The sequence below is a fragment of the Paraburkholderia mimosarum LMG 23256 = NBRC 106338 genome (assembly GCF_000739815.1).
GTDB lineage: Bacteria > Pseudomonadota > Gammaproteobacteria > Burkholderiales > Burkholderiaceae > Paraburkholderia > Paraburkholderia mimosarum.
Genome location: NZ_BBJJ01000008.1, coordinates 97,146 through 116,647 on the forward strand (window position 1 = coordinate 97,146; position 19,502 = coordinate 116,647).

A 19,502-nucleotide genomic window follows, 5' to 3' on the forward strand; every position below is an offset into this window, starting at 1 on the left:
TTGCACATATTGCACATTCGTATCTCAAATTTGGGTCGCGCGAAATCCGACGTCCACGCAACGAGAACAACCATCGACAAGCCCTTGAGCAAATATCCGTACCCGATTCCCAGCCGCGAAGAAATCCTGGGCGTGCTGCGGACCAGCGACTCGCCGTGCACCGCGAACGATATCGCCGAGGCGCTTTCCATCAAGCGCCAGGAGCGCGAAGGATTCTTCAGGCGGCTCGCCGCCATGGAGCGCGACGGGCAGATCCGGCTCGATTCGCGCGGCCATTACCAGCTCGCCCATCCCTCCAGTTTCGTCGCGGGGCGCGTGCAGGGCCATCGTGACGGCTACGGTTTCCTCGTACGCGACGACGGACAGGACGACCTGTTCCTGCCGCAAGGCGAAATGCAAAAGGTCATGCACAACGATCGCGTGCTCGCGCGCATCGTCGGCTATGACCGGCGCGGCCGCCCGGAAGGGCATATCGTCGAAGTCACCGACCGCGCGAATCGCAGCGTGATCGGGCGTCTGCTCAACGAGAACGGCGCGCTGATCGTCGCGCCCGAGGACAAGCGCATCGGCCACGACATTCTCGTCACGCAGAATCCCAAGAAGGCCAAGGTCGGGCAGGTCGTGGTCGTCGAGCTGACCGACTTCCCCAGCCGCCATTCGCAGCCGCTCGGTCGCGTCATGGAAGTGCTGGGCGACATCGACGATCCCGGCATGGAGATCGAGATCGCCGTGCGCAAGTACGGCGTGCCGCACGAATTCAGCAGGCCCGCGCTCGACGAAGCCGCAAAGCTGCCCGACGCCGTGCGTCCCGCCGACATCCGCTATCGGGTGGACCTGCGCGACGTGCCGCTCGTCACCATCGACGGCGAAGATGCGCGCGACTTTGACGACGCCGTCTATTGCGAGCCGATCCAGGTCGGCCGCGGCGAGGGCTTCCGCCTGATCGTCGCGATCGCCGACGTTTCGCATTACGTGCTGCCCGGCACGGGCCTCGACATCGACGCGATCGAGCGCAGCACCTCGGTGTATTTCCCGCGCCGCGTGATTCCCATGCTGCCCGAGAAGCTCTCCAACGGGCTGTGTTCGCTCAATCCGCACGTCGATCGCTGCGTGCTCGTGTGCGACATGGTGATCACCGCGCGCGGCGAGATCAAGGCGTACCAGTTCTATCCGGGTGTCATGCACTCGGCCGCGCGCCTCACGTATACCGAAGTCGCGGCGGTGCTCACGAACACCAAGGGACCGGAGGCGACACGCCGCGCGGCGCTGCTGCCGCAACTGCAGAACCTCTACGGCGTGTACAAGTCGCTCTTCGCCGCGCGCCAGAAACGCGGCGCGATCGACTTCGATACGACGGAGACGTATATCGTCTGCAACGCGCAGGGCAAGATCGAGCAAATCGTGCCGCGTCAGCGCAACGACGCACACAAGCTGATCGAGGAGTGCATGCTCGCCGCGAACGTCTGCGCGGCGGACTTCATGAAGCGCCACAAGCACCCCGGCCTTTATCGGGTGCACGCGGGACCGACCGCCGAAAAGCTCGAGAATCTGCGCACCTTCCTGCGCGGCATGGGGCTCTCGCTCGGTGGCGGCGACACGCCGCACGCGAGCGATTACGCCGCGCTGATGGCGCACATCCGCGACCGGCCCGACGCGCAGATGCTGCAGACCATGCTGCTGCGCTCGATGCAGCAGGCCGTCTACAGCCCGGACAACATCGGGCACTTCGGGCTCGCGTACGAGGCCTATGCGCACTTCACGAGCCCGATTCGCCGCTATCCCGATCTGCTCACGCACCGCGCGATCTACGCGATCCTGCAGGGCAAGAAGTATCAGCCGCACGCGCCCGAGGGCGTCGAGCTCAACACCGCGCTTTCGCCGCGCGCGCGCGCGTTGCAGGCCGAGGACGAAGAGAAGCGCGGCCGGCGCGCCCGGGGGAGCAACACGGCGATCTGGGAAGAACTGGGCCTGCACTGCTCGGCAAACGAGCGCCGCGCCGACGAAGCCTCGCGCGACGTCGAGGCGTGGCTCAAGTGCTACTTCATGCGCGACAAGCTCGGCGAGGAATACGGCGGGATGGTGAGCGGCGTGACGTCGTTCGGCATTTTCGTGCAGCTCGACGCGCTCTTCATCGAAGGTCTCGTGCACGTGACGGAGCTGGGCTCCGACTACTTCCAGTACGACGAGATCAAGAACGAGCTGCGCGGCGAACGCACCGGTATTCGCTATCGCCTCTCGGATCGCGTACGCGTGCAGGTGAGCCGCGTGGATCTCGATGCCCGCAAGATCGACTTCCGTCTCGTGCGCGATACGCCCGTGAAGGCGGGTGGCAGCCGGCCGATGCCGGCCGAGAAGGGCGGTATGGAAGGCGGTCCGCGCGTGCGCGCGATAGCGGGCGGCGACGCCGCGCGGCAGAAGCGAGCCGCGCCGGCGCCGAGCGCCGCGGTCAAGGAGGCGCGCGCGGCGCGCGGCGCAGCCAAGACCGCGAAGAAGCGTTCGGCCGCCAAGTCGACGGCCAAAAAACAGCCGTCGCGCAAGAAGCGCTGAGCGTTAAGCGGGGCGCCTGCCGCGCTCCGCCGCCGTTTCATGTCCGGGCCGCGCCGCCGAGCGCGTGCCCGGTTTTTTCACTTGCGTGCCACGCCTCGCTTGCCAGTTGCGGGCGTGACGCGCAAGCGCCGAACGCATCGCGCGGCCGGCTGTATCAGGGTTGTCGGCGGCGCAGTGTCTGCGCCGCGAACCGTTCATCAGGGGTTGTCTCAGTCATGTCACGTCTCAAGGTTCTTTACGGGTTTCATGCGGTGACCGCGCGTTTGCGGCACGACGCGTCCACGGTCGAGGATGTCTACTACGATCCGACGCGCCGCGACCGCCGCATGCAGGACTTCCTGCACGCCGCGAAGGAAGCCGGCGTGCGCGTGATCGCAGCCGACGAAACGCGCCTCTGGGGCCTCGCTCATACGGAACGTCACCAGGGCGTGGTGGCCCGCGTGCGCGACCTGGCGCTCGCCCAGAATCTCGCGGAGCTGCTCGACGGCATCCAGGGCTCGCCGCTGCTGCTCGTGCTCGACGGCGTGACCGATCCGCACAATCTCGGCGCGTGTCTGCGCGTAGCCGACGCGGCCGGCGCGCACGCGGTGATCGCGCCGCGCGACCGCGCCGTTGGGCTGAACGCCACGGCCGCGAAGGTGGCGAGCGGCGCGGCGGACACCGTGCCGTACATCACCGTCACGAACCTCGCGCGCGCCCTGCGCGAACTCAAGGACGCGGGCGTGTGGGTGGTCGGCACCGCCGGCGACGCGAGCGCGAACCTCTATGAGACGAAGCTCGATGGCCCGGTGGCAATCGTGCTCGGCGCCGAAGGCGAGGGCATGCGCCGCCTCATCCGTGAAACCTGCGACGAAGTCATGCAGATTCCGATGGCGGGCACGGTCGAGAGCCTGAACGTGTCCGTCGCTTCGGGCGTCTGTTTGTTCGAAGCGGTGCGGCAGCGCTCGGCCGCGCGCTGATCGCCTTACGCGTGATCCGCGAGATGCGGGCAGCCCGTGCCCGCATCTCCGGTAAACTACGCAGATTCCCCGTTTTTCCCCTCCTCGGGCTGTACTCCCATGACTCAAGACGAACTCAAGCAGCTGGTCGGCCAGGCCGCCGCCGACTATGTCAACGCGAACGTGCCGGAAGGCGCCGTGATCGGCGTCGGCACGGGCTCCACCGCGAACTGTTTCATCGACGCGCTCGCCGCGAGCAAGAGCCGCTATCGCGGCGCCGTGTCCAGTTCCGTCGCCACCACCGCGCGCCTCGAAGCGCATGGCTTCAAGATTTTCGATCTCAACGAGATCGAATCGCTGCCCGTATATGTGGATGGCGCCGATGAAATCGACGGCGCTGGCGCCATGATCAAGGGGGGCGGCGGCGCGCTCACGCGCGAGAAGATCGTCGCTTCAGTGTCGGACGTATTCGTCTGCATCGCGGACGCGAGCAAGCGCGTCGACGTGCTCGGGCAGTTCCCGCTGCCCATCGAAGTCGTGCCGATGGCGCGCACGGCGATCGGCCGCCGCGTCACGGCGCTCGGCGGCGTGCCGGTGCTACGCGTCCAGAAGGACGGCTCGCCCTTCATCACTGACAACGGCAACGAGATCCTCGATGTCAAAGGCTTGCACATCAATGACCCGCGCACGCTCGAGGCGCATGTCAATGCATGGCCGGGCGTAGTGACGGTGGGTCTGTTCGCTGCGCGCGGCGCCGACCTTTGCCTGCTCGGCGGCGCAGCCGGCGTCGAGCGCATCGAATACCGCAACGCCTGAGCGACCTCGCGCGGGCGGTAGCTGCGGCAGGTTTTGCCTGTACGCTGCCGCTCTTTTTTCCGGCAGGCCTGCCTGGCCTGCCGAACGCAATGCCGCGATTAGCTGTTGCGGAGGTGTCGTTGTTTGCAGGCGCAGCGTGGGTGTGGACGATTTCCGCGAGGCGGCCGCACTGACCGATCATCCCTGTGGCGGGAACCGCAAGGTCGTGAAGAACGACGGCGCGTCGGTGCGATTGCGCAACGCCGATACCAGGACGGATGCGAAGGTCCAGGAACCGGCCGACCCGTTCGTGCGCGAACCCGAGAACCTGCCTCCGTTGCCGCTTGCCCAGGCGCTGGCACCTTCGACACATTGAATCCCGCGAGGCCGGAGAGAAGAGGGTACTCCCTGTTCTCTCTCCGACTGAACCGGATTCGATTGTTTCGTTATCCTCTATGTTTGTGCTGCACTCGATCTCGCTCGACTGTCTTCGTCATGATGGAGACGAGGCATCCAGATGCGCAAAAGCGTGCCACGAAAGGCACGCTTTGCGCGCAGACGTCGAAGGGAGAAGCTCGCGGCGGGCAATGCCAACGCGCGCGAGCTTGATTTCACTCGACGGTTTCGGCCTGGCGCAGTCGCGGCAGCAGCCGGTCGAACTCTCGGCGAACGAGGCCGTAGCATTCGCAGGCACGGGCTTCGAGGCCCTCGCGATCGAGCACACGGATATGGCCGCGGCTGTGATGGATGAGGCCTTCGTCGTGCAACTTGCCCGCTGCTTCGGTAATGCCCTCGCGGCGCACGCCGAGCATGTCGGCGATCAGTTGCTGCGTGACGGCGAGATCGTTGGACGCCACGCGGTCCACTTCGATCAGCAGCCAGCGGCACAGCTGCTTGTTGAGCGAGTGATGACGATTGCACGCGGCGGTCTGCGCGACCTGCGTGAGCAGCGCATGCATATAAAGCAGCATGAGGCGGCGCAGGAAGTCGGAGCGTGCGAACTGCTGTTTGAGCGCTTGTGCGCTCATGCGATAGGCGAAGCCCGCGCATTGCACCTGCACGCGGTTGGGCATCGTCTCCCCGCCGGTGAGCACGGGCACGCCCGACATGCCTTCGCGGCCGATCGCGGCGATCTCGACCGAGCTCCCGTCTTCCATCGTCGAGAGCAGCGAGATGATCGCAGTGGTCGGGAAGTACACGTGATGAATGCGCTGGCCGGAATCGCAGATCAGCTGTTCGGTGCGCAGATGAACGAGTTCGAGGTGCGGGGCGAGAGCCTGCCATTCATGCGACGGGAGGGCGCCCAGCAAATGGTTGCCGTGAAGATCGGATTGAAGGGATAACATGACTGGTCCTCGTGCGAGGCGGCTCGCGCTGCCTCCTGTTTTTTGATTCCGTCCGCGAACTGGTTTTTGTTCGCCGTTTCCCGTACGGCTCTTGTGTTCGTCGTGCCGGCCCCATAGCCCTGCGTGCTCCCGCGCGCGGTGTCGTTCGTTCGCGCCTGCGCTCGTGTGGCGATCTCTCTTTAGCAGGGTATGTGCCAGCGGCAGCGAAACCACGTCTGCATGCGGGCTGGCGCGATGCGTCCATGATGCAGCGCGGTATAACGCCGCGTTTTTGTTTCAGTTTTGTACGGCCATTTTGCGTTGCATCACTGTGCGCAGCGAATTTTTGTAAGGCGCAAGCCGCTGATTTCATTGATTTTTTCAGCGCACGGCTGGAGACGTTCAGAAATGGCTCCTTACTGAAACATCGACGCGGGAAGCTCGGGTCTGCTATTGGCGGCTACGCGGAAAATCAGGGTTTTTGATTCAGTTCTGTTGCTACGCATGCGTTCCTCGCAAAAAAACGTTCGACGGTGAAACGTCGCGCCGCGAGTGCGCTCGCCTGGGCACGTGCGATCAATGTGGGTATACGTACAGAGTGGTTCGGTGAGCTTTGGTCCAATGAAGCCCGTAAAAGGTCTCGGAGGTTAAGAGACCGCAGACGTCTGAGAGGTCCGGGAGGCGCGCGATGCTTCGGGCGAGATCGCCAACAGGAAGCGGCGCAGATCGCCTGCGCGACCCGGCGTATTTCAACGGGGAGCACACTGCATGAACCAGCTCGTGACGCCTGCCGGCCTGCTCTCGGCAGCCAATGAACGCGAAGTCGCACTGATCGTTCAGCCCGTGGTGCTGGCCGGTGGCTCGGGCACGCGCCTCTGGCCGCTTTCGCGCGAGCATTGTCCGAAACAGCTGATCGATCTGCTCGACGGCGAGTCGCTGCTCGAGGCGACCGTGCGGCGGCTCGACGGCGTGTACGCGCAGGCGGGCTCGGTGATCCGCAAGGCCGCGCCTATCGTCGTGAGCAGCGAGGAACTTCGGCTCATGACCGCCGACCGCCTCAGCCGCAGCGGCCAGCCCGCGCGCGTCGTGCTGGAGCCGGTCGCGCGCAACACGGCGCCCGCCTTGACGCTCGCGGCGCTGGTGGCGCGCAGTGCCCAGCAGACGGCGCTCACGAGCGACGACGCAGGCGCCGTTTGCGACAGCGACCCGATCCTCGTTGCGATGCCGGCGGACCACCTGATTGCCGATCGCGCGGCTTTTGCCGCCGCGCTGGAAGAAGCGGTGGCGTACGCGGCGCGCGGCGCGATCGTCACACTCGGCGTGCCGCCGCAGCGCGCGGAAACCGGATATGGATACATCGGCGCGGGCGTCGCATTGGGCACGAGCGGCGCGCGCCGGATCGAGCGCTTCGTGGAGAAGCCCGACGCCGAGCTGGCGGCGAGCTACCTCGCCTGCGGCGATTACCTCTGGAACAGCGGCATTTTCGTCGCGCGTGCATCGGTATGGCTTGCCGCGATCGCGCATTGCCGGCCGGCCATCGCGGCGCAATGCGCGGCGGCGTTCGAGGCCGCCGTCGTCGACGCCGACGGCACCGTGCATCTCGACGCGGACGCGCTCACCGCGTGCCCGTCCGATTCGATCGACTACGCGGTGATGGAGTCGGTCGGCTCGGACGCACGGCTCGCGGGTGTGGTCGTGCCGCTGGTGGCGGGCTGGTCGGACGTCGGCGCCTGGGACGCGGTGTGGCAGGCGTCGACCAAGGACGCGAGCGGCAATGTGGCGCGCGGCCGCGTGATGCTCGAAGACGTGACGGACACCTTCGCGCATTCGGATGGGCGCCTCGTGGCTTGCGTGGGCGTGCACGGCGTCGTGGTGGTGGAAACGGCCGACGCGGTGCTGGTCGCGGCCAAGGATCGCGTACAGGACGTGAAGGCCGTCGTGAACAAGCTGCGCGTGCAACGCAGCGAGGTCGCGCAGCACCACCGCCGTGTGGAGCGGCCCTGGGGCTGCTATGACTCGCTCGATCGGGGCGAACGCTTCCAGGTCAAGCGCATCGTCGTGAAGCCGGGCGGGCGCCTGTCGCTGCAGATGCATCACCACCGCGCCGAGCACTGGACCGTGGTGCGCGGCACGGCGCGCGTCACGCGCGGCGAGGAGATTTTCCTGCTTGCGGAAAACGAGTCCACGTACATCCCGCTTGGCGTGAAGCACCGGCTGGAGAATCCGGGCAAGACGCAGCTGGAGATCATCGAGGTGCAGTCGGGCGGATACCTGGGCGAAGACGACATCGTGCGCTTCGACGACCAGTACGGTCGTGTAGAGCGCTGAGAGCGCTGAAAGCGCCGGAGGCGATAACGCGCGCGCGCTAAAAAGCGTGCGAAAGAGAAACATGCGTACCGGTGTCCCTGCATATGCACAGCCAGGGAGTGCCGATGGATACAGAACGATCTGTGAAGTAAGTGGGCGATGTATACGATCGCCTTACAAGAAGAGCAGCAAAGCAGCACCTTCGCAAAGCACAAGGGCCGCCGCAGCAAGAGTCAATACGAACAACACGCCTGCGTAGCAAGCCACATGTCAGGAGATATCCTGGCTGGCGAATTATGCGAACAGCATGGCAACGTATGACATAAGTTCGACGACGCACGAGGGCCCGCGCAGTAACCGGCAAACATGGGCGATAACGCCACATCGGGGGGGTAGGGTCATGGAACTGGGGAACAAGGAACGCTCGCTCGTCAGCAAAGTGATGGACGGGCTGATCGCAGGCATCGTCGAGGAGCGGTATGGCGCCGTGCTGCCGCCGCAGGATATCCTCTCGAAGGAGTTCGACGTGAGCCGCACGGTGATGCGCGAGGCGCTATCCATGCTGCTCGCGCGTCACATGCTCGATGTGCGGCCGAAGATCGGCACGCGCATCCGGCCCATGCGCGACTGGCGCATGATCGACGAGGATGTCGTGAACTGGCGGTTTCGCTCGAAGCCGGACAAGACGTTCTTGCGCGACGTGATCGAGTTTCGCGGCCTGATCGAACCGGCCGCATGCGCGCTCGCGGCTACGCGTGCCAGTGCGGCGGACATCGCTGGCATTCGCGATGCGTTCGAGGCGCTGCGGCAGACGGGCACCGACGATCCGAACTTTCAGAACGCTGACGCGCTTTTGCATACGCGCATCCTCGCCGCGAGCGGGAATCAGTTTTATCAGCAGATGGCGGCGATCATTCGCGGCGCGCTCTCGCTCGTCAACCCGATTCTCAGCGCGCGGGACGGCGGCTGGCAAAACGTCCTGGCGGCGCACGAACGCGTGATCGACGCGATCGAGCGGCGCGCACCCAAAGAGGCCGAAGCGGCCGCGCTCGCGATGATCGAGTACACCGCCGACGAACTCACTCGCGCGTTCGCCCCCGAGGCACTGGAGCAGCGCTAAGGCCGCTTTCGGGATGGATTCACCGGCTCGATTCGCTACCGCTACGGGCGAACCGAGCGGGATGGCGGCGAGTGCATTGCGGCGCGGCGTGCGTGCCGGTATCGTGCGTGTCTTTGGGCGCGCCGCGAGCGACGCGGCGGCCTCGGACCTCACAGCCGGAGCACGCAGCACATGAGCGACACCAAAACCATACGTTGGGGCATCGTCGGCGCGGGCCGCATTGCGCACCGCTTCGCGCAGGGCGCCGCGCACGTGCCGCATGCACGTGTCGAAGCGGTCTGGTCGCGGCGCGCGGCAACCGCGCAGGCGCTTGCCGCCACCTGCGGCGCCCAGGCGTGCGAGAGTCTGGACGCACTCTTCGCCAGCGGCATCGACGCCGTCTACATCGCCACGATGCAGGACAGCCACGCGCACTACGCCATTGCGGCGCTCGAAGCCGGCCTGCCCGTGCTGTGCGAGAAACCTGCAACGGTCAACGGCGCGCAGCTCGAACGCGTACTCGACGCGGCGCGCCGCGCGCAGCGCCTCTTCATGGAGGCGATGAAGCCGCCGTTCTATCCCCTCTATCGAACGTTGCGCGCGCAACTTGCTGCCGATCCGATCGGACCCGTCGGGCTCGTGCGCGCGGGCTGCTCGGTTGCGAACGTGCCGGCCGATCATCCGTCGTATTCGTTCGAGCAGGCGGGCGGGGCGCTGCTCGACATCGGCGTCTACGAAATGTTTCTCGCGGTGGACTGGCTCGGCGCGCCACGCGAGGTGCAGACCATCGGGCGTCTAGGTGCGACTGGCGTCGATACGTTTGCGAGCCTGAACTGCCAGCACGAGCATGGCATCGCGCAGCTATTTTGCGGGCTCGATCTCCACGGCCATGGCGACGCGCTGCTCGCGGGGCCGCTTGGCAACGTGACGATTCATGCGAACTGGTGGAATCCGTCGCGCGCGACGGTGCGTTATGCCGATGGCCGCGTCGTCGAACTCGACGAGCCGTTCGAGGGCGGCGGCCTCAACTACGAGACCGCGCACTTCTGCGAACTGCTGCGCGCGGGTGCGCTGGAAAGCCCGGTGATGACGCACGACACGTCGCGCCGCATGCTTGCCATGGCGGACGCCGCGCGCGCGGCGCTCGGACTGCGCTTTCCCTGCGAGTGAAAGCTTCGCGAGCGGGCTGGAAACGGCACGGCCCGCATGTGCGGGCCGTGTGCGAAAGCTCGGTCGGGCGCGGAGTTTCAGTGCCGCGCGGGCAGCGCAAGGCGCTTTTCGTACCAGTGCTGGATCCACTCGAGCACCTGACACAGCACCCAGTAAATGGCGGCGGCCGCGAGATAGAGCGGCAGCGGCTGATAGGTCGAGGCGATGATCTCCTGCGCACTGCGCAGCAACTCCGTCACGGTGATGACGGAGACGAGCGAAGTGTCCTTGATGAGGCTGATGAGACTGTTCGAGAGGCTCGGCACGGCAATGCGCAGCGCCTGCGGCGCGATTACGTAGCGCAGCGTCTGAGTGCGCGAGAGGCCGAGGCTGTAGGCCGCGTGCCACTGGCCGCTGTGAATGCCGAGAATCGCCCCGCGCATGCTCTCGGAGAGATACGCCGCCACGTTCGCCGAAAGCGCGATCACGCCCGCGGGCGTTGGATCCAGCGAGATGCCGATACTCGGCAGTCCATAGTACACGACGAAGATCTGCACGAGCAGCGGGGTGCCGCGCATCAGGCTCACGTACACGCGCGCGACGTACACGAGCGCGCGGTTCGAGCTGATGCCCATGAGTGCGAGCGTGGCACCGCCGATGAGCCCGAAGATCATCGAGAGCACGGCGAACTTGACCGTCAGCACAGCGCCCTGCGCGAGCACCGGCAACGACTGGATGATGAGCGTGTAAATGGGCATGGGCGTAGTTACGAGATTAAGTTGCGCGGTTTGCTTGTGGCCGCATCGATGGCCGCAGATAGACGAAGGGCGGCATCGTGCGATGCCGCCCTTCGCGTCAGCCCGGCTGTGCGGTGCTCAGGAACATGGCGAGATCAGCGCGAGAGCGGCTTGGTCACGTCGATGCCGAACCACTTGTCCGAAATCTTCGAGAACGTGCCGTCGGCTTCGAGTTGCGTCATCGCGTCGTCGATCGCCTTGGCGAACTTCGGATTGCCCTTCCTGAAAGGGATGGCCGACGGGTTGCCGTCGCCTACGATGGCGCCCGTGCGCAGCGGCAGCTGCGAGTTCTTCAGCAGATACGCGAGCATCAGGCGGTCGTTGAGCGCCGCGTCGAGACGGTTCGCGGCGAGGTCGCGCAGATATTCGGGCGCGCCCGGATAGGTCTTCACGTCGATGCCCGGCACCGACTTGGCCATGTCCATATAGTTCGTGCCGAGACCGACGCCTAGCTTCTTGCCCTTGAGGTCCTCGAGCGACTTGAACTGGCGTGTGTCGTCCTTGCGCTGGATGAGTTGCGCGGCCGAGTAGGTGTATGCCGGCGAGAAGTCGAGCGCAGCCTTGCGCTGATCGGTGACGCCGACCTGGTTCACGATCACGTCGAACTTGCCGGCCTGGAGGCCGGCGATGATGCCGCTCCACTCGGTCGTGACGAACTCGGGTTTCAGGCCCATCTTCGCGGCCACGGCTTTGGCGATGTCGACGTCATAGCCGACCAGCTCGCCATTGGGCGCCTTCGAATTGAATGGGGGGAACGTGCCTTCGAGACCCACGCGCAGCGTGCCGCGTGCCTTGACCTGATCGAGCAGGTCTTCGGCGTGGGCGCCGGCCGCGGCGAACGATACGCCGACGACGGCGAGTGCAAGGAGTTTTTTCAGCAAAGCGGATTTCATGTTTTCCTCTTGTTCTGCTGCTGCGATTCTTTGGTGCTAGTGCACGGCGCCTTCGATGCGCCATGACCAGCCTGCCACTATAGCTTCACGCGCGGCCCGAGGCCAGCGCCCGCGCGCATTCGGCGACGAGCGCCGGGCCGCGGTAGATGAAGCCCGTATAGAGCTGCACGAGCGAGGCGCCGGCCGCGATCTTCGCGCGCGCGTCGTCGCCCGAAAAAATGCCGCCCACGCCGATGATCGGCACTTGATCGCCCAGCTCGGCCCGCAGCTTGCGGATGACGTTGTTCGACGCATCGAACACGGGGCGCCCGGAGAGGCCGCCCGCTTCGTTCGCATTGGGCATGCCTTCCACCGCCGCGCGCGAGAGCGTGGTGTTGGTCGCGATCACGCCTTCGATCTTGTGGCGCAGGAGCGTGTCGGCGATCTCCTTGATCTGCTCGTCGTCGAGATCGGGCGCAATCTTCAGCGCGAGCGGCACGAGCTTGCCGTGCATGTCGGCAAGGCGCTGCTGCTTGTCCTTGAGCGCCGCGAGGAGGGCATCGAGTTCACCCGCGCCCTGCAACTGGCGCAGATTCTTCGTATTCGGCGACGAGATGTTGATCGTCACGTAGCTCGCGAACGGATAGACGCGCTCGAGGCAGAAGAGATAATCGTCGGCGGCGCGCTCGATCGGCGTATCGGCGTTCTTGCCGATGTTCAGGCCGAGAATGCCGCGATAGCGCGCGGCCTGCACGTTCTTCACGAACTGTTCGACGCCGTGATTGTTGAACCCCATCCGGTTGATGATGCCGCCCGCCTGGGGCAGCCGGAAGATGCGCGGCCGCGGATTGCCCGGCTGCGGCCGCGGCGTCACGGTGCCCACTTCGATGAAGCCGAAGCCCAACGCGGCGAAGCCGTCGATGGCGGCGCCTTCCTTGTCGAGGCCCGCGGCGAGGCCCACGGGATTGCGGAACGTGAGGCCCATGACGGTGCGCGGCGAATCGGGCACGCGCGGCGCGAGCAGCCCGGCCATGCCGGTGCGCCCGGCGGCGCCGATCATGCGCAGGGAAAGGTGGTGGGCATCTTCGGCGTCCATGCGAAAGAGCTGGTCGCGGACGAACGGATAAAGGGTGCTGAACACGGAAGGGAAAGGCGCGGGCGCCGGAAAATGGGAACCCGGTATTTTAGCGGTAACGCCGCCCGAGGGCGATGCGGGGGCGGCCCGATTCGACCGGCCGGACGCTCAGGCTCCGGGTGGGAGCGTGGTCCATGCGCCGTCGAAGAGGCCTTCGAGCGGCTGAAAGCGGGCCTTGTACGCCATCTTCGGGCTCTCGCGGATCCAGTAGCCGAGATAGACGTAAGGCAGTTGAAGGCTGCGCGCCTGCTCGATCTGCCAGAGGATGTTGTAGGTGCCGTAGCTCGTATGCGGCGTATCGGGGTCGAAGAACGTGTAGACCGAGGAGAGCCCGTCGCCGAGGATGTCGATCATGCTCACCATGCGCAGCGTGCCGGGCTCGTCGGGATGCGCGGGATCGGGCTCGCGGAATTCGACGAGCCGCGAGTTGATCCGGCTTTGCAGCAGGAACTGCTCGTACTGGTCGCGGCTGTCGCGGTCCATGCCGCCGCCCGCGTGGCGCGCGGACTGGTAGCGCATATAGAGCGCGTAGTGCGCCTCGTCATAGTGCAGTGGCGCGACCGTTGCGACGAGCGCGGCGTGGCGCTTCCACGCGCGGCGTTGCGTGCGGCCAGGCGCGAAGCGCTCGACCGGCACGCGCACCGGCACGCACGCGCGGCAACCGTCGCAGTAGGGCCGATAGGTGAATACGCCGGAACGCCGGAAGCCCGCCTTCACGAGATCGGTATAGACGTCGGAGTTGATGAGATGGCTCGGCGTGGCCACCTGCGAGCGTGCGATGCGCCCCTCCAGGTAGCTGCAAGGGTAGGGCGCCGTTGCATAGAATTGCAGCGCGGAAAGCGGTGAAAGCGGCAGCTCGTTTGGATGCGTCACGTTGGCAGCTCTCGTAGCAGTTCGGATCGTCCCTCAGGCGCGCATCGCGCACCCGGCCTCGCGCGTGACGTTCGCCAGCCTGAACGGCGCTGGGCGGAGGGGGCGACGGGTTCGCTTTTTAGTCTAACATCGACGCCGAGCAGGGATCCATCGAATTGCGCGCGCCGTCGCGCGTGCGCAAGCGGGGCGCTTTCGCCGCGCATGCGCGGCTCGCTCGCCCTTCATGCGGCGGGCAGGAACTCGTCGGGCGCGCCGCTGCCGCCGAGCAGATCGGCGAGCACGGCTTTGTCGAATTTCCAGGGAATGGGTGCCGCGTTCACGTGCGTGCGCACGTGGGCGATGAACACCTTGCGCGAGATTTCGCGTCCGCCGAGCGAGGCGAGATGCGCGGTGTTCTGCTGGCAGTCGATCATCTCGACGCCGTGGCGGCGCAGGTGCGCGACGAGCGCCGCGAGCGCGATCTTCGAGGCGTCGGTGACCGAGGCGAACATCGACTCGCCGAAGAACATCGTGCCGAGCGCCACGCCGTAAAGACCGCCTACACGCTCGCCGTTGCACCATGCCTCGACGCTGTGCGCATCGCCCACGCGGTGCAGGGTGGAGTAGGCATCGATCACGTCGCCCGTAATCCAGGTGCCGCGCTGTCCGCGCCGGGGCGCGCTCGCGCATGCGCGCATCACGGCGGCGAAATTGTTGTCGACGCGAATCTCCCACGCGTTCTCGCGCAGCACGCGCTTGAGCGTCTTCCTGAACGAAGGCGAGACCTTGAACTCGTCGGGCCGCAGGATCATGCGCGGGTCGGGGCTCCACCAGAGGACCGGCTGGCCGTCGGAGTACCAGGGGAAGATGCCGCGCCGATAGGCGTCGACGAGGCGCGAGGGCAGCAGGTCCGCGCTCGCGGCGAGCAGGCCCGGCGCGCCGCTCGACGCGCCGAGCGCGCGCTCGACGGCGGGAAAGGGGTCGTCGGGCGAAAGCCAGGGGACCATCGTCGCGGGGACTCGCGGGACTGTCAGCCGTCGCGCAGCGAGCGCAGGACGTCGCCGGTGTGCAGCCCGTAGCTGCCGGACTGGCGATCGGCAAAGAAAAAGCGCAGGGTCTGGCCGACGGTGGGGAACGCAATGTCGTCCCAGGGAATCTCGTGCTCTTCGAAAAGCCTCACTTCGAGGCTTTCCTCACCGGCTTCGATTTCGATGTCGAGCAGGCGCGCGAGATAGAACAGATGCACCTGGTGCACGCGCGGCACGTTCAGCAGCGAAAAGAGATTCTGCACCTCGACGCGTGCGCCGGCTTCCTCGAGTGTTTCGCGCGCCGCGGCTTCGGCGGTTGTCTCGCCCATTTCCATGAAGCCTGCTGGCAGTGTCCAGTAGCCGTAGCGCGGCTCGATCGCGCGGCGGCACAAGAGCACCTTGTCTTCCCAGACCGGCACCGTGCCGACCACGTTGCGTGGATTCTGGTAGTGGACGGTGCCGCAGTGCGAGCAGACATAGCGTTCGCGATTGTCGCCGGGCGGAATGAGCAGGCTGACCGCCTGACCGCAAGTCGAGCAGAATTTCATGGGCACGATAGGGGGATGGGTGATGCGAGTTTATCACCGCTGCACATCGCTGCCGGATGTTGCTCGAAGACGGCTCGAAGAAGAGGGGGAAATCCGCGCTCGATTGCACTTCCCGGCGTGGGAGACCGTAAACGGGAAAAGGGTTACAAGACCCTTGCCTTGTAACCCTTTCGAATTCTGCTGGTTGCGGGGGTAGGATTTGAACCTACGACCTTCGGGTTATGAGCCCGACGAGCTGCCAGACTGCTCCACCCCGCGTCCGTCGAAGAAAAAATTATATGACAGATCGCGCGGCGTTGCAACAATAAATGACGAGTGCCTTTCCGTGCGTTTGCAGAACGATTGCACGACGCCGGCGGACGGCCTGTCCATCCTTCGGGATAGAATCGGGGCTCGGTCGCAGGAGTGCTCGTCGTGGCTCGGACATAGACTTGCGCGGACTTGCGCGCTCGCCCCGGCATCTTGCGCCCCCAACGCTCCCTTCATACGCCTCATTCATGGACATTCCCCTCGATCTGCAATCGATAGCCGCGCAGGAGCATGCGCTGGTATTTCCCCGTTTCGACGCCGATCGCGCCTGGCAGCTCGGTTCGCATCTGCACGAGCTTGCCCGAGCCCGCGCGCTTCCCGTTGCCATCGACGTGCGCATGTTCGGGCAACCGCTCTTCTTCTGCGCGCTCGAAGGCGCCACGCCCGATAACGCCGACTGGGTGCGCCGCAAGTCACGCGTGGTCGAGCACTTTCGCCGCAGCTCCTATGCGATCGGCCTACGCATGCAGCAAACCGGCTCGACGCTCGCAGAAAAGCACGGCTTGCCCATCGCCGATTTCGCGCCGCACGGCGGCTCGTTTCCGCTGACCGTGGCCGGTGCGGGCGTGATCGGCTCGGTGACGGTCTCGGGCATGCCGCAACGCGCCGATCACGAACTGGTGGTCGAGGCGCTTTGCGCGCAGCTCGACGTCGAGTACGCGCAGCTCGCGCTCGCGAAGGTCTGACGCGATGCGCTTCCCAGTCTTGTCTGCGTGGACCTGGCTCGTCATCTCGATCGTCGCGGAAGTCATCGCGACCTCTGCGCTGCGCGCCTCGGACGGCTTTACGCGGCTCGTGCCGTCGGCGATCGTCGTGGCGGGATACGGCGTCGCGTTTTACGGGCTCTCGCTCACCTTGCGCAGCTTGCCGGTCGGCATCGTCTATGCGGTGTGGTCCGGCGTGGGTATCGTGCTCATCACGCTCGTTGCGATGGCGCTCTATCGGCAGGTGCCCGATCTGCCGGCCGTATTCGGGCTTGGCCTCATCGTGGCCGGCGTGGTCGTGCTCAATCTGTTCTCGAAGATGCAGGCGCACTGAAAACCCTTGGCGCGCAGCACGACGTCAAGGCCCCGGGCGGCCTGGCCATAGCGTCGGCAAGGGCGTCGGTCACGTTCGCCCCAGGCTTTTTCTCCCGCGCGTAACATGGCCGGTTACCGCCGTGCACCGCGTCGTTGGCTGGCGGGAGGGCTATTCGCTGAATTTCCCCATTGGGGCAGGACATGATCATTCGTTTCCCCGCCGATGCGCCGCTCTATCGCGACTCCAATCTCACGGTGGTCTTTCCCGCGCTCGTTGACGGCGCGCGCGTACCGTGCGCGATTTCCGTCGAGGCTCTCGAGGACCATTTCGGCGCGCTGCCCGCGACTCGCGATGCATGGATGCAGGCTTTCGATGCCGGCCGTCCGCGTATCGAGGCGGTGGCCCGCGCCCATCTCGAACTCAGCAACGGCACGCCCGTGCTGCTCAAGAGCGGTCATTTTCCGCCCGGTCGCCTGGACTCGTAGCCCAGGGCGCGCGGCCCGGAGGTAATGACGTCCCGGCCGCCGCGACCCGCTCGCGCTGCCATGAGTATCGCCGAACGCAAAGAGGCTGGAGCGCGCGGCGCACGGTCCGATGATCGACGCCGCGCTCGATGCCTGGTTCGGCGTTCGCGCTGCGCCGGGCGAGCCGCCGGCGGTGCGGACGGCTGGCGCAGCGTCGTGATAGCCTCGGAAGCGGTATCGATTCACCGTCCATCGTTTCGTCCTGCCGATCACCATGTCACACGAAGCCACTGCAAGTCCGACCGCTTCCCACGCCGATCCGCACGTGCTCACGCGCGTGGCGAACCGCATCGGCTATATCGAACTCGAGCGTCCGCAGGCGCTCAACGCGCTGACGACCGCAATGGTACGCACCATGCACGCAGCGCTCGATCGCTGGCGCAACGACCCTGGCGTGCTGGCGGTGATCGTGCGCACGCGCCACGCGCGTGCGTTCTGCGCGGGCGGTGATGTCCGCTTTCTCTACGAGGCGTATCGCGCCGGCGACCAGGCGGCGCTCGACACGTTCTTTGCCGACGAATATCGCCTCAATCACGCCATCTTCACTTACCCGAAGCCGTATATCGCGATGCTCAACGGCGTGGTCATGGGCGGTGGCATGGGCATTTCGCAGGGCGCGTATCGCACGGGCGGCCTGCGCCTCGTTGGCGCGACCATGCGCATGGCGATGCCGGAGACGCGCATCGGCCTTTTCCCCGACGTCGGCATGGGCTGGTTTCTCGCACGCACGCCTGGCGCGATCGGCAGGTATCTCGCGGTGACGGGCGAGACGCTCGATCAGGCGAGCGCGCTATATGCAGGGCTCGCCGATGCGTCGCTCGACGAAACCGCATGGCCGGGGCTGCTTGACGCGCTCGAGAGCGAGCCGTTTGCGACCGGCGCCGAGGTGGTGGCGCGCATCAGGCAGGCAGCGCTGCCCGAACACGAGGCGCGGCGCCTCGCCGAGGGTTCGTCGCTGGCGGCGGTTCGTGGCTGGCTCGATCGGCATTTCTCGCTGGCCGATGTGCCCGCCATGCTGGCTTCGCTAGAAGCTGCCCGGCTTGCGGGCGAGCGTGAGCATGCCGAATGGGCCGAGCAGATCGTGGGCGTTTTGCGCGCGCGCTCGCCGCTCTCGATGGCGGTGTCGCTCGAAGTCGTGTCGCGCGCGGAGGGAACGATGGCCGACTGCCTGCGCCGCGATCTCGATCTCACGCGATCGAGCTTCGCGACCGGCGACGTGATGGAAGGCATCCGCGCACGCATCGTCGACAAGGACGATCACCCGCAGTGGCGCTTCGCGAATATAGAAGACGTGCCCCGGGAAGCGGTCGAGCAGATGTTCGAGAGTCCCTGGAGCGTGACTGAGCATCCGTTACGCGAGCTGATCGGCTGATCCGACTGGAGAAGAGGAAGAGGGGACGCAGGCGCAAGTACAGACCGTGCTTCGCGCGCGGCCTGTAGATCTTGCAGTCGTGGGTCAGTCTTCTACGGTTTCGCTCATGAACGCGCGCATGAATACGAGCGCACCCCAGCCCCACATCGCGTTCGAGGCGAAGCCCGTCGCGAGCCGCGGCAGCATGTTGCCGCTCGGCCAGATACCGCGCAGCGGATTGGCGACGAACACCGTTGCGGCCGTGAGGACGATGCCGCCGAAAACAAAGGCTTGAACCCACGGTGCGGGCCGTGACGGCGACACGCGCAGCAGCCACGCCATCAGCACGGCCCAGACGGCGCTCCAGATCGCGTTGGCGAGGAACTCGGGCAGCCCGAGGGGCAGGAACGGGGCCGTCGAAAATCCAGCCACGTCGATGACCTGCGCGGCGTGCAGTAACGCGAGCGTCGCCTCGCGAAAGAAGAGCGACGCCAGAAAGCCGGATACGAACGGCAGAATCAGTTTTTGCATGGAATCGTGCGAGGGCTTGCGTGGCCTCGCCGCGTCTTGCGCATTCTCGCGCGGCGTGCCGGTGTATTTGTGGGTGCGTGCGCCATTATATCGGCGCGCGACGCAGCGGGGCTGCACCGTATGCTAAAGCGTCGGGCAAAGCACGAAAGTGGAAAACCTAAGCTCAAAAAAATCGTTCTAAAGCGCGAGGCCCCTCCCTAGACTGGTCCCCCATGAAGACGGCGCCGCTGTCGTCGCGCGCTGCGCGAGGCGCTGGCGCATCCCGTCCGCTATCCAATCCTTTTTTTGAGCCGGCCTCGAGCGGCGCGCTCGTTGCGCGGCGCGACCCCGCTTGCCGCTGTTGTTCACCCGATTCGCATTTCGAAATGACAGGCA

The 19,502-nt window shown here is 65.9% G+C and carries 20 protein-coding genes and 1 tRNA gene; 12 read left to right on the forward strand and 9 right to left on the reverse strand.

From position 1 onward, the window contains the following. The first annotated feature begins 84 nt into the window (after nucleotides 1–84). From rnr to BMI01S_RS09110, 4 genes are all read left to right on the forward strand, one after another. Nucleotides 85–2,547: a ribonuclease R gene (gene rnr, locus BMI01S_RS09090; protein WP_028209999.1), complete on the forward strand. Its 2,463-nt coding sequence runs from the start codon at nucleotides 85–87 to the stop codon at nucleotides 2,545–2,547. 215 nt (nucleotides 2,548–2,762) lie between these two features. Beyond that, a complete protein-coding gene (gene rlmB, locus BMI01S_RS09100; RefSeq protein ID WP_028230460.1) occupies nucleotides 2,763–3,506 on the forward strand; it encodes a 23S rRNA (guanosine(2251)-2'-O)-methyltransferase RlmB in 744 nt (247 codons plus the stop codon). Nucleotides 3,507–3,605: 99 nt separating this feature from the next. Further along, nucleotides 3,606–4,301, forward strand: a complete 696-nt coding sequence (gene rpiA, locus BMI01S_RS09105) for a ribose-5-phosphate isomerase RpiA (RefSeq protein WP_028209996.1) — start codon at nucleotides 3,606–3,608, stop codon at nucleotides 4,299–4,301. A gap of 142 nt (nucleotides 4,302–4,443) precedes the next feature. Beyond that, nucleotides 4,444–4,656, forward strand: a complete 213-nt coding sequence (locus BMI01S_RS09110; RefSeq protein ID WP_028209995.1) for a hypothetical protein — start codon at nucleotides 4,444–4,446, stop codon at nucleotides 4,654–4,656. A gap of 235 nt (nucleotides 4,657–4,891) precedes the next feature. Here the strand turns inward: BMI01S_RS09110 and BMI01S_RS09115 are convergent, their stop codons facing one another. Continuing rightward, entirely contained in the window at nucleotides 4,892–5,626 is a 735-nt protein-coding gene (locus tag BMI01S_RS09115) for a Crp/Fnr family transcriptional regulator (RefSeq protein ID WP_028209994.1), read from the reverse strand. A gap of 747 nt (nucleotides 5,627–6,373) precedes the next feature. Between BMI01S_RS09115 and BMI01S_RS09120 the strand changes: the two genes are divergently transcribed. From BMI01S_RS09120 to BMI01S_RS09130, 4 genes are all read left to right on the forward strand, one after another. Then, on the forward strand, nucleotides 6,374–7,933 hold the full coding sequence (locus BMI01S_RS09120; protein WP_028209993.1) for a mannose-1-phosphate guanylyltransferase/mannose-6-phosphate isomerase: 1,560 nt from the start codon (nucleotides 6,374–6,376) through the stop codon (nucleotides 7,931–7,933). Between the two features lie 138 nt (nucleotides 7,934–8,071). Next, on the forward strand, nucleotides 8,072–8,233 hold the full coding sequence (locus BMI01S_RS40740) for a hypothetical protein (protein WP_154671169.1): 162 nt from the start codon (nucleotides 8,072–8,074) through the stop codon (nucleotides 8,231–8,233). 79 nt (nucleotides 8,234–8,312) lie between these two features. Then, nucleotides 8,313–9,032 (forward strand): FadR/GntR family transcriptional regulator, encoded by a 720-nt coding sequence (locus BMI01S_RS09125; RefSeq protein ID WP_028209992.1) that lies wholly within the window; start codon nucleotides 8,313–8,315, stop codon nucleotides 9,030–9,032. A 171-nt stretch (nucleotides 9,033–9,203) separates the two neighbouring features. Next, nucleotides 9,204–10,181, forward strand: coding sequence for a Gfo/Idh/MocA family protein (locus BMI01S_RS09130; RefSeq protein ID WP_028209991.1), 978 nt, complete (start codon nucleotides 9,204–9,206; stop codon nucleotides 10,179–10,181). Between the two features lie 77 nt (nucleotides 10,182–10,258). Here BMI01S_RS09130 and BMI01S_RS09135 read toward each other — a convergent pair whose 3' ends face one another. From BMI01S_RS09135 to BMI01S_RS09165, 7 genes are all read right to left on the reverse strand, one after another. Then, the gene (locus BMI01S_RS09135) at nucleotides 10,259–10,918 is read right to left on the reverse strand and encodes an amino acid ABC transporter permease (protein ID WP_028209990.1); all 660 of its coding nucleotides are present in this window, start codon (nucleotides 10,916–10,918) and stop codon (nucleotides 10,259–10,261) included. A 134-nt stretch (nucleotides 10,919–11,052) separates the two neighbouring features. Further along, nucleotides 11,053–11,850, reverse strand: a complete 798-nt coding sequence (locus BMI01S_RS09140) for a cystine ABC transporter substrate-binding protein (RefSeq protein WP_028209989.1) — start codon at nucleotides 11,848–11,850, stop codon at nucleotides 11,053–11,055. Between the two features lie 85 nt (nucleotides 11,851–11,935). Next, nucleotides 11,936–12,970, reverse strand: a complete 1,035-nt coding sequence (locus BMI01S_RS09145; RefSeq protein ID WP_028209988.1) for a quinone-dependent dihydroorotate dehydrogenase — start codon at nucleotides 12,968–12,970, stop codon at nucleotides 11,936–11,938. 102 nt (nucleotides 12,971–13,072) lie between these two features. Then, the gene (locus tag BMI01S_RS09150) at nucleotides 13,073–13,837 is read right to left on the reverse strand and encodes an arginyltransferase (protein WP_042288959.1); all 765 of its coding nucleotides are present in this window, start codon (nucleotides 13,835–13,837) and stop codon (nucleotides 13,073–13,075) included. A gap of 221 nt (nucleotides 13,838–14,058) precedes the next feature. Next, a complete protein-coding gene (aat, locus tag BMI01S_RS09155) occupies nucleotides 14,059–14,823 on the reverse strand; it encodes a leucyl/phenylalanyl-tRNA--protein transferase (protein WP_028209987.1) in 765 nt (254 codons plus the stop codon). Between the two features lie 23 nt (nucleotides 14,824–14,846). Beyond that, nucleotides 14,847–15,392, reverse strand: coding sequence for an NUDIX hydrolase (locus tag BMI01S_RS09160; protein ID WP_028209986.1), 546 nt, complete (start codon nucleotides 15,390–15,392; stop codon nucleotides 14,847–14,849). Between the two features lie 181 nt (nucleotides 15,393–15,573). After that, nucleotides 15,574–15,650: transfer RNA gene (locus BMI01S_RS09165), tRNA-Met, on the reverse strand. Nucleotides 15,651–15,889: 239 nt separating this feature from the next. Between BMI01S_RS09165 and BMI01S_RS09170 the strand changes: the two genes are divergently transcribed. The 4 genes from BMI01S_RS09170 to BMI01S_RS09185 all read left to right on the forward strand — a co-directional run bounded on the left by BMI01S_RS09170 (nucleotide 15,890) and on the right by BMI01S_RS09185 (nucleotide 18,617). Further along, nucleotides 15,890–16,387 carry a heme-degrading domain-containing protein gene (locus BMI01S_RS09170; RefSeq protein ID WP_028209985.1) on the forward strand — a complete coding sequence of 166 codons (498 nt, stop codon included), beginning with the start codon at nucleotides 15,890–15,892 and terminating at the stop codon, nucleotides 16,385–16,387. Nucleotides 16,388–16,406: 19 nt separating this feature from the next. Continuing rightward, entirely contained in the window at nucleotides 16,407–16,739 is a 333-nt protein-coding gene (locus tag BMI01S_RS09175; RefSeq protein ID WP_407668958.1) for a DMT family transporter, read from the forward strand. Nucleotides 16,740–16,921: 182 nt separating this feature from the next. Continuing rightward, nucleotides 16,922–17,206, forward strand: coding sequence for a DUF1488 family protein (locus tag BMI01S_RS09180; protein ID WP_028209983.1), 285 nt, complete (start codon nucleotides 16,922–16,924; stop codon nucleotides 17,204–17,206). A gap of 253 nt (nucleotides 17,207–17,459) precedes the next feature. Next, on the forward strand, nucleotides 17,460–18,617 hold the full coding sequence (locus BMI01S_RS09185; RefSeq protein WP_028230459.1) for an enoyl-CoA hydratase/isomerase family protein: 1,158 nt from the start codon (nucleotides 17,460–17,462) through the stop codon (nucleotides 18,615–18,617). Nucleotides 18,618–18,701: 84 nt separating this feature from the next. On the opposite strand, the gene BMI01S_RS09190 is transcribed toward BMI01S_RS09185, so the two are convergent. Next, nucleotides 18,702–19,127, reverse strand: coding sequence for an O-fucosyltransferase family protein (locus tag BMI01S_RS09190; protein ID WP_028209981.1), 426 nt, complete (start codon nucleotides 19,125–19,127; stop codon nucleotides 18,702–18,704). Between the last annotated feature and the right edge of the window lie 375 nt (nucleotides 19,128–19,502).

Bases quoted from the DNA above. Each gene is read 5' to 3' on its own strand.
- BMI01S_RS09190 (WP_028209981.1), bottom strand. From the start codon at position 19,127: ATGCAAAAACTGATTCTGCCGTTCGTATCCGGCTTTCTGGCGTCGCTC.
- BMI01S_RS09135 (WP_028209990.1), bottom strand. From the start codon at position 10,918: ATGCCCATTTACACGCTCATCATCCAGTCGTTGCCGGTGCTCGCGCAG.
- BMI01S_RS09160 (WP_028209986.1), bottom strand. From the start codon at position 15,392: ATGAAATTCTGCTCGACTTGCGGTCAGGCGGTCAGCCTGCTCATTCCG.
- aat (WP_028209987.1), bottom strand. From the start codon at position 14,823: ATGGTCCCCTGGCTTTCGCCCGACGACCCCTTTCCCGCCGTCGAGCGC.
- BMI01S_RS09180 (WP_028209983.1), top strand. From the start codon at position 16,922: ATGATCATTCGTTTCCCCGCCGATGCGCCGCTCTATCGCGACTCCAAT.
- BMI01S_RS09115 (WP_028209994.1), bottom strand. From the start codon at position 5,626: ATGTTATCCCTTCAATCCGATCTTCACGGCAACCATTTGCTGGGCGCC.
- BMI01S_RS09185 (WP_028230459.1), top strand. From the start codon at position 17,460: ATGTCACACGAAGCCACTGCAAGTCCGACCGCTTCCCACGCCGATCCG.
- BMI01S_RS09130 (WP_028209991.1), top strand. From the start codon at position 9,204: ATGAGCGACACCAAAACCATACGTTGGGGCATCGTCGGCGCGGGCCGC.
- BMI01S_RS09125 (WP_028209992.1), top strand. From the start codon at position 8,313: ATGGAACTGGGGAACAAGGAACGCTCGCTCGTCAGCAAAGTGATGGAC.
- rpiA (WP_028209996.1), top strand. From the start codon at position 3,606: ATGACTCAAGACGAACTCAAGCAGCTGGTCGGCCAGGCCGCCGCCGAC.
- rlmB (WP_028230460.1), top strand. From the start codon at position 2,763: ATGTCACGTCTCAAGGTTCTTTACGGGTTTCATGCGGTGACCGCGCGT.
- BMI01S_RS40740 (WP_154671169.1), top strand. From the start codon at position 8,072: ATGTATACGATCGCCTTACAAGAAGAGCAGCAAAGCAGCACCTTCGCA.
- BMI01S_RS09140 (WP_028209989.1), bottom strand. From the start codon at position 11,850: ATGAAATCCGCTTTGCTGAAAAAACTCCTTGCACTCGCCGTCGTCGGC.
- BMI01S_RS09120 (WP_028209993.1), top strand. From the start codon at position 6,374: ATGAACCAGCTCGTGACGCCTGCCGGCCTGCTCTCGGCAGCCAATGAA.
- BMI01S_RS09170 (WP_028209985.1), top strand. From the start codon at position 15,890: ATGGACATTCCCCTCGATCTGCAATCGATAGCCGCGCAGGAGCATGCG.